The organism is Edwardsiella hoshinae NBRC 105699 = ATCC 33379 (assembly GCF_000474215.1).
GTDB lineage: Bacteria > Pseudomonadota > Gammaproteobacteria > Enterobacterales > Enterobacteriaceae > Edwardsiella > Edwardsiella hoshinae.
In genome coordinates, this window is record NZ_BAUC01000021.1 from 120,484 (window position 1) to 134,786 (window position 14,303).

The 14,303-nt window shown below is 49.7% G+C and carries 12 protein-coding genes; 6 read left to right on the plus strand and 6 right to left on the minus strand.

Translation table 11 applies throughout. The features are described from left to right. Positions 1-21 precede the first annotated feature (21 nt). Both iscR and trmJ read right to left on the minus strand, forming a co-directional pair. Positions 22-519, minus strand: coding sequence for a Fe-S cluster assembly transcriptional regulator IscR (gene iscR, locus EHO01S_RS10200; protein WP_024523862.1), 498 nt, complete (start codon positions 517-519; stop codon positions 22-24). 224 nt (positions 520-743) lie between these two features. Beyond that, on the minus strand, positions 744-1,481 hold the full coding sequence (gene trmJ, locus EHO01S_RS10205) for a tRNA (cytosine(32)/uridine(32)-2'-O)-methyltransferase TrmJ (protein ID WP_024523863.1): 738 nt from the start codon (positions 1,479-1,481) through the stop codon (positions 744-746). A gap of 228 nt (positions 1,482-1,709) precedes the next feature. On the opposite strand from trmJ, the gene suhB reads away from it, so the two are divergent. Together suhB and EHO01S_RS10215 are read left to right on the plus strand one after the other, a co-directional pair. Beyond that, a complete protein-coding gene (gene suhB / locus EHO01S_RS10210; RefSeq protein WP_024523864.1) occupies positions 1,710-2,513 on the plus strand; it encodes an inositol-1-monophosphatase in 804 nt (267 codons plus the stop codon). A gap of 186 nt (positions 2,514-2,699) precedes the next feature. Next, a complete protein-coding gene (locus tag EHO01S_RS10215; protein ID WP_024523865.1) occupies positions 2,700-3,731 on the plus strand; it encodes a PRD domain-containing protein in 1,032 nt (343 codons plus the stop codon). 49 nt (positions 3,732-3,780) lie between these two features. Here the strand turns inward: EHO01S_RS10215 and glyA are convergent, their stop codons facing one another. Then, a complete protein-coding gene (glyA, locus tag EHO01S_RS10220) occupies positions 3,781-5,034 on the minus strand; it encodes a serine hydroxymethyltransferase (RefSeq protein ID WP_024523866.1) in 1,254 nt (417 codons plus the stop codon). Between the two features lie 357 nt (positions 5,035-5,391). On the opposite strand from glyA, the gene hmpA reads away from it, so the two are divergent. The 3 genes from hmpA to EHO01S_RS10235 all read left to right on the plus strand — a co-directional run bounded on the left by hmpA (position 5,392) and on the right by EHO01S_RS10235 (position 8,946). Further along, positions 5,392-6,585 carry an NO-inducible flavohemoprotein gene (hmpA, locus tag EHO01S_RS10225; protein ID WP_024523867.1) on the plus strand — a complete coding sequence of 398 codons (1,194 nt, stop codon included), beginning with the start codon at positions 5,392-5,394 and terminating at the stop codon, positions 6,583-6,585. Between the two features lie 614 nt (positions 6,586-7,199). Beyond that, on the plus strand, positions 7,200-8,408 hold the full coding sequence (locus EHO01S_RS10230) for a tyrosine-type recombinase/integrase (protein WP_024523868.1): 1,209 nt from the start codon (positions 7,200-7,202) through the stop codon (positions 8,406-8,408). Positions 8,409-8,472: 64 nt separating this feature from the next. Beyond that, complete coding sequence (locus EHO01S_RS10235) at positions 8,473-8,946, plus strand: hypothetical protein (RefSeq protein ID WP_024523869.1); 474 nt, start codon at positions 8,473-8,475, stop codon at positions 8,944-8,946. Between the two features lie 51 nt (positions 8,947-8,997). Here the strand turns inward: EHO01S_RS10235 and EHO01S_RS10240 are convergent, their stop codons facing one another. From EHO01S_RS10240 to EHO01S_RS18305, 3 genes are all read right to left on the minus strand, one after another. Continuing rightward, a complete protein-coding gene (locus EHO01S_RS10240) occupies positions 8,998-9,696 on the minus strand; it encodes an inovirus Gp2 family protein (RefSeq protein WP_024195773.1) in 699 nt (232 codons plus the stop codon). A 301-nt stretch (positions 9,697-9,997) separates the two neighbouring features. Continuing rightward, positions 9,998-11,524 carry a YfjI family protein gene (locus EHO01S_RS10245; protein ID WP_024523870.1) on the minus strand — a complete coding sequence of 509 codons (1,527 nt, stop codon included), beginning with the start codon at positions 11,522-11,524 and terminating at the stop codon, positions 9,998-10,000. 24 nt (positions 11,525-11,548) lie between these two features. Continuing rightward, positions 11,549-11,773 carry a helix-turn-helix transcriptional regulator gene (locus EHO01S_RS18305; protein WP_016239813.1) on the minus strand — a complete coding sequence of 75 codons (225 nt, stop codon included), beginning with the start codon at positions 11,771-11,773 and terminating at the stop codon, positions 11,549-11,551. Positions 11,774-11,876: 103 nt separating this feature from the next. On the opposite strand from EHO01S_RS18305, the gene EHO01S_RS10250 reads away from it, so the two are divergent. Then, positions 11,877-13,727 carry a hypothetical protein gene (locus tag EHO01S_RS10250; RefSeq protein ID WP_024523871.1) on the plus strand — a complete coding sequence of 617 codons (1,851 nt, stop codon included), beginning with the start codon at positions 11,877-11,879 and terminating at the stop codon, positions 13,725-13,727. Positions 13,728-14,303 lie beyond the last annotated feature (576 nt).

Sequence of the window (14,303 nt, forward strand, 5' to 3'; positions counted from 1 at the left end):
CATTCAACGCCGTGCCTGCGCTTAAGCGCGCAGGTTCACGTTAATCATGTCCTGACGTCCAGCTGGCACGATGTTACGCCGAACGTCCATATCCTGCCGGTCGGCCACCACCAAGACCTCTTGGTTATTGACCAACTCCGCCAGTGAAATGTTATTGAGAAAACCGCTGATACGTTCGCTCAAATCACGCCATAAGGCGTGAGTCAAGCAGCGCGTGCCTCCCTGGCAGCCCCCCTTGCCCTGGCAACGGGTCGCGTCAACCGACTCATCGACCGCCGTGATCACGGCCCCCACGGCAATCTCTGCGGCATCTTTGCCTAACAGATAGCCACCGCCGGGACCACGCACGCTGGCGACCAGGCCGTTTTTACGCAGGCGAGAAAACAGTTGCTCCAGGTATGAGAGAGAGATCCCCTGGCGTTCTGAAATATCCGCCAACGGTACCGGCCCTTCCTGAGAGTGAAGTGCCACATCAAGCATGGCAGTTACGGCATAACGCCCTTTGGATGTCAGTCTCATGGCTAATAGTCCCTTTGGGAGTAAGAAGTGAAACATGCACGCTTATTCAACACGTTCATCCTCTCATTCCCGACCATTTCAGTCAACTATTTATCCTACTATTTTACTCAGGTATTGCCGTGCCGACCGGAGGGCGTTTATCCGTAAAAACCCGATGATAAGCTGATGGCCACTCGTCATGCAAAATACCCTAGTATCCTACTATGCTATAACGGCCAGACGCGTTAACTTTCGTGCCGTTCTGCGTGGTACTTATCAATAGAGGCCAAAATGCCGCGCAGAATGTTCAGTTCCTGTGCCTCGGGACGCGCACGGGTAAACAAGCGACGCAGGCGGTTCATCACCTGCCCCGGATTCTTTTCACGGATAAAGCCAGTATGATGCAGCGTCTGCTCCAGATGGTGGTAGAAACGCTCCAAATCATCCACCAGCGGATAGGCCGCATCGTCTGCCGGCGGGTACTTCGCCGCTTGGCGATCCAAGTGAGCGACACGGATCTCATAGCTGAGGATCTGCACTGCCATCGCCAGGTTTAGCGAGCTGTACTCCGGGTTGGCCGGGATCTGCACATGGTAATGGCACTTCTGCAATTCATCATTGGTCAGACCGACACGTTCACGGCCAAACACGATGGCCACTGGCGCATGCTCTGACTCCTGCGCCGCACGCTGACCGCACTCACGCGGCTCTAGCATCGGCCAAGGCAACGAACGCGAACGGGCGCTCGTCCCCACTACCAGGCTACACCCAGCAATGGCCGCGTCGAAGCTATCCACGATGGTGGCATTGCCAATCACGTCACTGGCGCCGGCAGCCAGGGCGATAGCCTGTGAATCGGGGCGCACCAGCGGATTAACCAGGTACAGATTGGTCAGCCCCATGGTCTTCATGGCGCGAGCCGTCGACCCCATGTTGCCGGTGTGGGAGGTTTCCACCAGCACGATGCGAATATTGTCCAGCATGCTTACTCATTACACGGTTGAATTGAGCTGACCATTTTACCATAAGCGACTATTAATGGTTTCGATTGATTTAGTCGTCGTAAACTCACAGGGATAAGCCTTTGATCTACATCACAGCTTCAATTAGCTTACGTCGAATCGTAAAACAGCGTGGTTGTTTGCCATACGCTTTGCTATACTCTGCGCCGTCTAAATTTCCCGTTCTTTAACATCTAGTGGAAGATTCCCATGCATCCGATGCTGAACATCGCCGTGCGCGCCGCGCGCAAGGCCGGTAACCTGATTGCCAAAAGTTACGAAACGCCCGACGCAGTAGAAGCCAGCCAGAAAGGCAGCAATGATTTTGTGACCAACGTTGATCGTGATGCGGAACACCTGATCATCGAGACCATCCGCAAGTCTTATCCTAAGCACACCATTATCAGCGAAGAGTGTGGCGAACTGTTGGGTGAAGATCACGAGATCCAATGGGTAATCGATCCGCTGGATGGCACTACCAACTTCGTTAAGCGTCTGCCGCACTTCTCCGTCTCCATTGCCGTCCGTATCAAAGGGCGTACCGAAGTCGCTGTTGTCTACGATCCGATGCGTAACGAGCTGTACACGGCTACCCGTGGTCAGGGCGCACAGCTCAACGGTTACCGCCTGCGTACCGGCCAAGCGAAAGATCTGAATGGCACCATTCTGGCTACCGGCTTCCCGTTCAAGGTGAAACATCACGCCGCTACCTACATCAAGATGATCGATAAGCTGTTTACGCAGTGTGCCGACTTCCGTCGTACCGGTTCCGCCGCGTTGGATCTGGCCTATGTGGCCGCTGGCCGAGTGGATGGCTTCTTCGAGATCGGCCTGAAGCCGTGGGATTTTGCTGCGGGTGAACTGCTAGTGCGTGAAGCGGGTGGCCTGGTCACCGACTTCGTCGGCGGTCACGGCTACCTGGCGAGCGGCAACATCGTCGCCGGCAACCCACGCGTAGTTAAATCGCTACTGGGTGCCCTGCGTGATGAACTGAGCGATGCGCTAAAGCGCTAATGCCACGCGCTGCATGACTGACACCCTGCCCGCTTGCGCGCAGGGTGTTTTTTTATCTGCCCCCCGCGTAACCAATATGCGTCACGTCCCGGCGCAAATTCGGTCTACTCCGACGGCGTGCCGTAACGGACTTTGCTATGCTTAAGCTTGATTGATTCCAGCGTTATCCAGGCCGGGGGAAAACCTATGCAGAACGCAAGCCCGCCGCCCGAGGCTCGCACACCCGCCGCTCGGCGCTGTACCTTGGCGCTGACCTTATTGATCGCCGACGCGCCACTGACATCGCAGCGTCTATGCCAGATTAACCACCAGCTCCCCCAGGAGGCGGAGGCCGATCTGAGTCATCTGATCGGCGAGATGATGCGCTATCACGCCTTACATCTCAGTTATCACCCACGTCAAGGCTATCGCCTGTATGGTTCGGCCTATGAGTGGCGTCTGTGTCTACTGCATTGGCTCCAACGGGGAATACGGCTCTCCCCCGAACGCTCACAGAGCCTGCTGTCCAGCGCACTGCAACAGGTCGGTGCCCCGTTCCCCCCTGAGACGACTCTAGCGCGACTTGACGCCTTACTCGATCAAAGTACCCCGCCATCCTGCTTCACTTTCAGCGCCCGCCAGAAACAGATCATCGGCTTGATGTTGCTGTTTGCCTACCTACAACACCAACGTCATCCGCTAACTACCCTGCTGCCCTGCTGGCTCCCCGCCATCCATCGCCGCGCCTTACAGCAGAAGTGTGAATATGACAGTGCAGGCGCGCTGTGTCAGTTCCTCTTCAAGCATCTCGCTTTTGAAGTACGCCAACAGGAGCAGCTATTCACTACTCTGATGCTGAGCCTGCTAAAGAATCACAACGCCGCGCCGCGAGATAACGAGCAGGATCGTATCCTGATGCAAGAGGTCGAAGGAAGTGTGGAGCACGTAGAGGTGTGCAGCGGCATCCGCTTTCCCCAACGAGAGCAACTCTGCTCTCGGCTCTTCGCCCATCTGGGCGCCGCCATCGAGCGCGCGCGCTTCGGTATTCGCATCGGCACGCCACTGCTGGCTGAGTTGGAGTCGCATCACCCGGGTCTCTTGACCCTGACCCGCGACAGTATCGCCGGATTGGAGCGTCATTACCGCATCCGCTTCTCTCCCGAGGAGTTAAGTCTGATCGCCGTCAGTCTCGGAGCCTGGTTGATGCAAGCGGGCAAACTGCAAGAAACGGCATCATAAAAAAGCCCGCACGGCGGCGGGCTCGATAATGCAAGTTAAGTCTGTACGATCAGGCATAGACCGGCAGACGGGCGCAGATCGCCAGAACCTTCTGCTGGGTGCGCGCGATCACCGCTTCATCATGGATGTTATCCAGCACGTCGCACATCCAACCGGCCAGTTCACGCGAGTCCGCCTCGTTGAAGCCACGGCGCGTGATCGCCGGGGTACCGACGCGGATGCCGGAGGTGACGAACGGACTTTGCGGATCGTTTGGTACGCTATTTTTGTTAACGGTGATGTTGGCGCGCCCCAGAGCGGCATCCGCCTCTTTACCGGTTATCTGCTTGTCGACCAGATCCACCAGGAACAAATGGTTTTCGGTTCCGCCGGAGACGACCTTGTAGCCGCGTTGCAAGAAGACCTCGACCATCGCCTTAGCATTTTTCGCAACCTGTTGCTGGTAACGGGTAAACTCAGGCTCCATCGCCTCTTTCAACGCCACCGCCTTAGCGGCGATAACGTGCATCAACGGGCCGCCCTGCGCCCCAGGGAACACGGCGGAATTCAGCTTCTTATACAGCGCCTCATCCAACCCTTGCGCCAGGATCAGACCACCGCGCGGACCAGCCAAGGTCTTGTGAGTGGTCGTGGTGACGACATGGGCGTGAGGAAGCGGATTCGGATAGACGCCAGCGGCGACCAATCCTGCCACATGCGCCATATCCACAAACAGATACGCACCGATGCTGTCGGCGATCTCGCGCATCCGCGCCCAATCGACGACGCCGGAATAGGCGGAGAAGCCGCCGATAATCATCTTCGGACGATGCGTCTGCGCCTGTACGGCCAAATCGTCATAGTCAATTCGGCCCTGGGCATCGATGCCATAAGGCACCACGTTATACAACTTACCGGAGAAGTTAACCGGAGAGCCGTGAGTCAGATGGCCGCCGTGCGCCAGATTCATCCCCAATACCGTATCGCCTGGCTGCAACAATGCGGTATAAACGGCGAAGTTAGCTTGCGACCCGGAGTGCGGTTGTACGTTGGCATAATCGGCACCGAATAATGCCTTGGCGCGATCGATAGCCAGTTGCTCGACCTGATCCACATACTCGCAACCGCCGTAATAACGCTTGCCCGGATAACCTTCAGCATATTTATTGGTCAATTGGGAACCCTGAGCCTGCATGACTCGAGGACTGGTATAGTTCTCCGAGGCGATCAGCTCAATGTGCTGCTCCTGACGCTCCACTTCCTGCTGCATTGCCTGCCACAATTCGGCATCGTAATCGGCAATGTTCATTTCACGCTTTAACATCCGTTTCTCCTGACTCAGCTAACCGTTTTTGAGTAAATCTTGGCTCCCACAGCCAATACAACCCCACCCAAACGGGTACTCGACCACAGTGTAATCTGTTTTTAGCTTGTTAAAAACACCCTTCCCTGATTTTTACGCAAACGTTTGGCTTGGGATGACACAAGGGAAAATGCCAGCACTAACCGATGTTACATTCGTGTACTAAGCCACGTTCGCTCGCATAAAAAATCATCACTACCGTAACGCTAATCGCTGCACATCGGCAATGACTGATTTACAACGACGCCAAAAATGATTAAGTTGTATTTTAAATGCAATTTAATCATTGCCGACCATCACACCAGTAAAGGAAACGCTATGTTAGATGAGAAGAGCATCGCGATAGTGCAATCAACACTGCCCCTACTGCAACAGTATGGGCCAGGGCTGACCAATCACTTCTATCAACGTATGTTAAGCCATCACCCTGAGTTACAAGCCATTTTCAATATGAGTCATCAGCGCAACGGCGCTCAGCGTGAGGCCTTATTCAATGCTCTTTGCGCCTATGCCGCACACATCGATCATCCCGCCACATTGAGCACCGCCGTAGAGCGCATCGCCCACAAGCATGCCAGCTTCGCTATCCAACCGGAGCAATACGCCATCGTCGGCCACCATCTGCTCAAGACCCTGGAGGAGGTGTTTAATCCCGGCGAAGACGTGTTGACGGCCTGGAGCAAGGCCTACGCTGTATTGGCGCAAATATTTATTGAGCGCGAGACTCAGTTGTATCGGCAACAGGCAGCACAACCGGGCGGCTGGCAACATCAGCGTGCATTTCGCATCAGTGAAAAACGTAAGGAGAGCACGCTGATCACCCGCTTTACCCTGGTACCCGTGGATGGAAAACCCGTAGCTGACTTTCTACCGGGACAGTACCTGGGGGTCTATGTCCGCCACCCCAGTCTAGCTCGTCAGGCAATCCGTCAATACTCCCTGACTCACGCGCCGAATGGCTGCGATTACCGCATCGCCGTCAAACGCGAGGAGCAAGGTGCCGTCTCGCGCTACCTGCACGATGTCGCACAACCTGGCGAGACGCTATACCTGTCCGCCCCTTGCGGGACGTTCACCCTCGACGTGCCCCCACCGACGCCAGTCACGCTAATCTCTGCCGGCGTCGGCGCCACGCCACTACTCAGCATGCTCGACAGCCTGAGCACCCAGGGACACCAGGCGCCGCTCTACTGGTTGCATGCCGCCGAAAACGCGCAAGTATGGGCCTTCGGCGCGGAGGTCGAACGCCTGCTATCGACGCTACCCCAAGCACAGGCCCATCTCTGGCTACGCCAGGATACGCACGCCGCGCCAGTTCTCCGACAAACACGTTGCCATGCTGGCATAATGGATCTCACTATGTTGGGCAAGGCGTTGAACGATACCAACATGCAGTTCTATTTCTGTGGCCCGGTTGGTTTTATGCAGCACGTGGCTCAACAGCTAGTCGCCCAGGGTGTCGATACCGGGCGTCTGCATTATGAATGCTTCGGGCCACATAAGATCTTGTGAGCCCAAATACCACAACTACGTAGGCCTAATAGAACGGATGGCGACAGCACGTCGCCCATCCATGTTCGCCCCCCTCCGCCACAACCCTGCTACGCGAACGCTTCCTGCGCACTAATTGCTCAACAGAGAGGCGGTGTAAATCGCCGACCAACCAGCGCGGACTACGCTGACACTGTCCCGGGCTGATGGGACGGTGGCACAATAACCGCACTCAGCCTCGCCAGGGAAGGATGAATGCGCATGAATAGCCGCATGCGGTTCAACACAGACTCACCTTGCGATGGTCAACCTGGGGCAGTAAGAGATGCCGCATGACTTAACCGGCGCTCGGCGTAGAGTAGCGGGGATGGCACCAGACTCAAGCGACGCCGAGAAAAGAGATAAAGAAAAACCCCGGTTCATTGCTGAACCGGGGCTTAGAATAGTGGCGGAACGGACGTCCGCTTGATATAAATCCGATTTGGTACGACAACGTCAACTAAACCCGCACAAATACAGTAAATCACACTATTACCCGTCCGATGTATGTTAGCCCAATCCAAAGAAAGCTTCAATTAATGGCATACCAGATGGCATACTGAAGACATACTTAGATTTAAAGGAAGCCACCACTTATGGCCTTACTCACGGATACCAAAGCCCGTCATATCAAACCCAATGACAAACCGATTTCGCATGGTGGTGTCACTGGCCTTACACTACATCCCTCTTCCACTAAAGGACGCGGAAAGTGGGTGCTACGCTACGTCAGCCCTGTCACTCAGAAACGACGTAATGCCGGTCTTGGCTCTTACCCTGAAATCGGTATTGCCGAAGCGGCTAAACTCGCGCAAACCATGCGAGAACAATTATCGGCTGGAGATGACCCTCTTGAACTCAAAAAAGCGGAGACGACCAAAATCGTAATTCCGACTTTTGAAGAGGCTGCACGAAAAGTTCATACTGAGTTGCTGCCAGGATGGCGTAACAAAAAGCATGCCCGGCAGTGGATATCTACACTCGAACAGCATGTGTTTCCTGCTATGGGGACCGTTCCTCTTGATGCGATTACGCCAGCCAATGTTGCGGATGTTTTGCGTCCTTCGTGGATGACTATCCCCGAAACCTCCGGACGGGTAAAACAGCGTATTCATAAAGTAATGCAGTGGGCCTGGGCTCATGGGTTCTGCTCAGCCAATCCTGTTGATGTTGTAGACCACCTCCTTCCCCAGCAGGTCAGCGCCAGTATACGTACTGAACATCAGCCTGCCATGCCATGGAAAGTCATACCGTTATACATCGCCAGCCGCGTTTATACTGAAGATCGTTACAACGTTAGCCGAGGATTACTATTGTTTGTCATACTGACAGCATGTCGTTCGGGCGAAGCTCGTGCGATGGAATGGTGCGAAATTGATTTTAAACGCAAGATCTGGACCATCCCACCAGGTCGAATGAAAGGCGGTGTCCGGCACAGGGTACCTCTGTCTCAGCAGGCAATTGGGCTACTTGAACAAATGAGAGGATTACATGAGATGCTGGTATTCCCTTCCCCCAGAAAACAAACTGTTCTCTCCGATATGGTTTTGACATCATTTTTGCGTAAAACCAAAGCTATCAGCGATACCCAGGGACGATTTGCTGTCGCGCATGGATTTCGTTCCAGCTTCCGTGACTGGTGCAGTGAACAACGCTATCCGCATGATTTAGCTGAACGAGCACTGGCTCATACTATCAGGAACAAATCTGAAGCAGCCTACCATCGTACCGACCTGTTGAATGAACGACGGCCGATGATGCAGGCATGGGCAGATTACGTTATGTCTGCGGTCTCGACGACCTGAGAAAGCCGTTTTCGCATCTGCAGAGACTTTCAACCCCACTCATATAATAGACCTGGAGGCGTTTTTGTTTACCATTGGAGCTGCACGTGAAGAGGCGAATAGATTTCGGGAACTACTCGAAAAATGCGATCCGTCAACAACCTACCTCATCCCTCACGGCTTTCCTGTCATGAGTTGCAAGCTTTGCTCAATGTTACTTTCCTTCCACTTTCTACAATTATGGCCCGAACTGGAATTGAAAGGGGTCACTGGAGTCACCGGTAAAAATGGCGCGATTACTCACTTCTGGCTGGAAGTGGGTGATTACGTTATTGATATCACAGGGGATCAATACAACGTCATCAGCACCAGCGAACTAAACGAAGCTATCGTAAAAAACAGGCCTTTTGTGCCTGTTCACGTCGCTCACCAAAAGGACAGCTATCTCTATAATTTATTTAAAATACAAGGGAGTGAACTCTTAACCTATGGTTTTCCGACAATCGGTAATGATTTTATTGATGAGATGGAATGCGATTATCGCCAGCTTGTCGGGTGAGGATGAATAATGCAGACCTGTACTTTTATCGGCAAGTCTGCAACTGAAGTTCTATTTGTCGCTCAAGGATCGCTGTATTAGCTGGCTTGTGCCAAAGTTGCGATAACCGTCATGGAAGTCTTTACTGTAGTCTTTGGCCAGATAGGCTACCCGTAGCAGAAAGTCATAATAATCAGCACTTAACGTTAACGCATCATCCCGAGTGAACCACGCGCTGTGATTCTTCGGAAAATGCGGGAGATAAGCATATTCAGGATAATCAAGACCAATGGCGCTGCACCAGGCTTTCTGTATCCGGGTCCCCATATTATCAGCGTCAGGCTTTGTATAATCTCCCAGATAGGCATAGGCCTCTCTGTCAAACAGCAGAACCAGATGGTAGTGAGGATGTTCCCCGGTAACCCGTTCCCTGGCCCAGATATAGCCGAGTGGCACAGGCTCACCAGGCCTGCCAGAACGCTTGTGTTCTTCCCTTAACTGGCTTTTAAGGGATTCCATAGCCCGAGTAATGGCTTTCTCATCATCCTTCTGAAAGCATATCGGCAAGTCCGGCTCTCCTGGCACATGGGACTGAGCAAACCTCAGGTCAGCGCGCAGAGCGAATATCCGGTTATAGTTTTCCAGATAATTAGATATTACAGTCAGCGATCGACGAAGCATATGTCTTGATATTTTCGAATCATATTTATCTTCAGCTTCCTTCTGCAGTAATTTAAACTCTCTCTCGGTTAAATCATAAGGTAATTTCATAATAATATCTTTCAGCAACATTCATTAGATATAGGGTAGCAAGCAGCTACCCATGCAATTAGGCATACAGGTTCCCTGCAGGGATGTATTATCTCTGCTGATATATAGGTTTGATTATTATGCTGACATATACCGACGTTTAGTGTATTGACGTAAGAGCACCTACAAACAACGATAAATATATTACATATACCGACTAATCAATACGGATAATAATCCTACTCTCAACAACGAAACCCGCAGCACACTAAGGGTTATGAGATGCATAACCTCCTGATAAATCGTAAAAATCACTCTGAAGTTATTCTCTCAGAGGGACGCTACTGATAGCACTACCTCCCCCATGATATTCTGGTATACCTTTCAAAGCCTTGTGTTCTGTATCCAGTTCTGAAGGTGCCATTTCGGAAGCCAGGTATTTGACATAATGCGTTCCGCTTTCGTCTTCCCACAACTGGACTTTACCTTCATCAGCAAGCTGTTCCAGAACAGGCTCAAGATCAGCTTTTTTTCTGAGCGAACGATGTATATCCTGCATCATGTCACGCCTTAAAAAATCATAAGACCCATTTTTAACGAGGTGATTTTCAAGCCACCTGAGTACTCTTTCAGAATGGGAAGGCCCCCTGACCACATCCATTTTTACAATAAAATGATTAAGATGCCATTCCGCTATTAACAACGCAGCCTCCAGAGTTTCCAGCGTAATAACGGTTGAGTCAGGAGTGATAAACAACTGCATCACAGCAGCACTCCTGGCTGTATGTTCGCAGTACCGTGCAGCCCAGTCGTTATAATGGTACAGCTTTCCCCCCGGCTGCATCAGATACTTAACGTGCCTGCCAACATCATGTAACCGCTTCCTTGCATCAGGTGCAAAAGTCATACAGATACGGGGTTGATTTTTTTTTCTGCGTTCAATCCCTGCAAGTAAATGTTTTTTCTGAATGGCATAAAACTTTTCTAGGTCGGACTCATCGCCAGAAACCAGCTCACCAATATCAATTAGTGTGGTGAGCAATGTAAGATCCATGGTTAACGTGCGCGCATAAATTCCCGTAGATCGTATTGTGTTACCCAGTGATTTCAGTGTGCTGTCATGTAGCTCCGGTTGTGTCATCAACAGTATACCAAGCCGGGGATCTTTAATATCTGTGACACCCGTTGACGCACGACTGATCCGATAATCATCACCACACCATAGCGTATTATGAATTGCGATCTTACGGCGCATGATGCTTTCATACAGAGCACTTCCCTCGTCAGAGGTGATACCCAGACTGGAGTATTGCCCCAGCTCTTTCAGAAGGGCTTCCGGCGTGGGATCCGTTACCGTCAGATGCACCCTTACAGGCTTAACCGGTTCATTTCTGAGACATTCATCCAGTTCATTTCTGGCTGTCTCCACTCCCTCTTTCTGGCGTACAGCTTTCTGAAACGATTTCTTAAGGCTCTTACATTCTTCATCCCATAGCACGTGTTGCCGTTCATACTCCTTCAGTCTGACTGAAAACACCTCTGCCAGCTCACGTTCAGTCTGATGAATTTGCGCCATAATGAGCCTGTATACTGTCGTTTTTTTGCTTCCGGACCTTGCCAGTATTATGTGAAAATGCGATACAGGAACGATAATATCATCATCAATTTCAACATCATACATATCCTGGCAGGCCAGAGCCATGCTCCCCTGGAGGGTTGCAAAGATAAGCTCAACCGCCGCGCTGGTTTTGCCATATATGAAAGATATGATTTGTTGAAAAAACGTCAAAATTGCTCTGGTGTTCAGATTAACATGATGATTTTGAGTTTTTTTATGGGTAAGCTTCATTGCATAGTCTCTTTTGAGAAAAAATTAAACGCTTCTGGAGGCGATCCACTCATCAACGGAAGTGGAACGCCATCCAACGGAAGCAGCACCAAGTCTCACGGGTTTTGGAAACGTTTCGTCGTAATACCTGGATTCGGGATTTAGCTTTTCATAGATAGTTGACCGGGACAGACCGACTATCTTCGTCAGTTCTCTCATGCGCAGAATGCGCTGTTGTGGCTCTGATTGTCTGGTGTAAACAGATGACATTTTCGATTCTCCTGTTGGATGTCTCTGGCTGTGGTCGCAATTTTCCACAGGAGCTGAAATACTGTCTCCGTAAAAAAAACAAAACCAACCGCAGGGAGTGACAATGCACACTTTTGCCAGTCTGATGTACGATGTTTATCGGTCTTTTGGCTTATTCAGTAAAGGGAACAGGCGGGCTGCTATACGGGGGGCTGCGACCTTTTCCAGCCATCAGCGCTTTTTCGGTAATCGTGAGGATGAAAGACATCAGGAACAGAAACACTATGATGAAATCATCGGGGTTCTTGATGCAGAACAGGTGTTCAGCACAACTCAACGAAGGGAGATTTTTTACAAATACGAGCAACTTTATAATGCCCTGATGGCTCGCCCCGTCTTTACTGAACTGAGCCGGGAACAAATAAAAAAGCGATATGCTCTGCATATAATCCCCAGATTAATCGCACTTGACATATATAAAACGTACAAAGACGAAAACAAAAACTGTTTTTATCACCATATACACCAGTTCTTGCTGAAAGATTATTGCCCATGCTGGCAGGATAAAAAGAAAGGGGGTTTATCTGCTGTCCAGAAGTATCTGAAAAGTTTAGCAAGAAAACAAAAGTTCTCTCATACAGATTCAGAAAACCTGGCGCCTCTTTTCAAAGTAATTGAAAATATCCGCCCAGGTAATACACAGAAAAAAAGCACGCTGGAAGCATCAATTATAGACTGCATTAAGGCGTATTCTGGCATTGTTGACGATGATACGCTTAACAGCGTCAGAGTCAGTCTTGATAATATAAAAAAAGCCCATTACTCCCTGACCGTACTCCTTAATGTCGAACGAAAACTCCCTGTCATTAACATCATATCACGGTACTACAGAAACTATGTAGACAATGGAATAAAACCCGGAAATATATCAGCAATGTTATGCAGACTACTGTATGAGCCAGAACCCCATGATTTTATCCATCATGATACCATGATTAACTCAATTGCGGATTATTATCATGAGAGAGTAATAAAACCGTTCTCCCTGAATATAAACGAGGAATGTTTACAGAGTATCAGCGCATTAAAAAACATCATTTTCAACTTCAATGATAAAACCATTATCTCCGAAGCACAGTTAACTGACATCGCTGTAAAATTAAAAAAAGAATCCCATAAACAGTTTATTCAACCGTATATTGAACTCTGGAAGGTTATAGATTTAATCAGTAAAGGCGAAACAGAGGAAGCATTTGAGAAAGTCAAAACTATTTCTCTGGACGATTTACCTGCAGGATATCTGGCATCCGCTTTTTTAGTTATCCATATTGCATTACGTATAAAATTTGAGAGAAAAAACATTAAAAATGGTGTTTTCTCATCATCTGTAACATCCATCCTGGAAAATCAGGGGGGGTACGCTGACTATATTCCCGTCAGTCAGGCTTATACAGAAACCCACAGTGACGGTTCTGTGATGAAAAGTACTCTCCTTTCTGAATCCATTTTATCAGATGCCAACAATCTGACCATCATGCGTTCGGTAAGGATGTATAATAACATGGTCAGGAGAATAAGTGACTGTAATGACCTTGAGCTGGAAGGCATTTATCCTGAGTCTGTTTACGGGCTTCTGGATAAAGTTGATACTATCCTGGGTAAGATACTCAACATTATCTTTTCTAAAAAAATCACTTCCAGTCAGGATTTAGCCTTCATCCTGAAAAATAATGAAATTCTGACCCGAAGTGAACTGAATGATAGCCTTACAGGCATACTGGTTAACTGTCCTCTTTTGGCGTGCGTACGGGACATCGAGAGTCTGATAAAATATCTTCGCTGTCCGGGGGAGGAAATAAGAAATATGATTCTTTCAGTTGATAAAAATTTGTGGGATTTGATATATGGAGCCCTGAAGATTCTGGAGGAAGAAAGAAAGATACAGGCGGGAAAAACACAGGGAGGTGGAAGATAAGTGCATATTTTTGCATCTCCCCCCGGCTACAGTGGCTACGCGTAGCCACTGTAGCCGGGGGGGCTTACATTGAAAGTAACATTTTACTATTCATAAAATGCCGGTAAATCAATACTCTGGGTATGCTCCGGCTTTTTTTGTGCTATATCAATACCCGAACCAGGTCACTGCTGCTCCCAGGAGAAAAATTGGTTCGTAGCAATTCGTTTATTACTGGAACAAATCCAATAATTTATAAAACGCTTCGTTAACCACTCTATTTAGTCAATCTAGGCTAGCACCACCCCATGATTATGCCGTGACAAACAACAATACCGGGTAATTTTAAGTGATTATATAAGGTTCATTTGTGCGGTAGAGAGGTTACGACTATAATGTAAGCTCCCCCAGAGCGTCAGTATCAACAGGATAAACAGATTTAACTGCCTCAATATTTTTATTGTCGGATAATACTAGCTTTCACGAATTTGCAGAATATATTTTTGTTAGGTTATTTAACCTCCGCTCTGACGATTCCGGTAGTCCTAGCAGGATAAGAAATTATACCAACTCTACGGTATAAAAATTAATTGACTG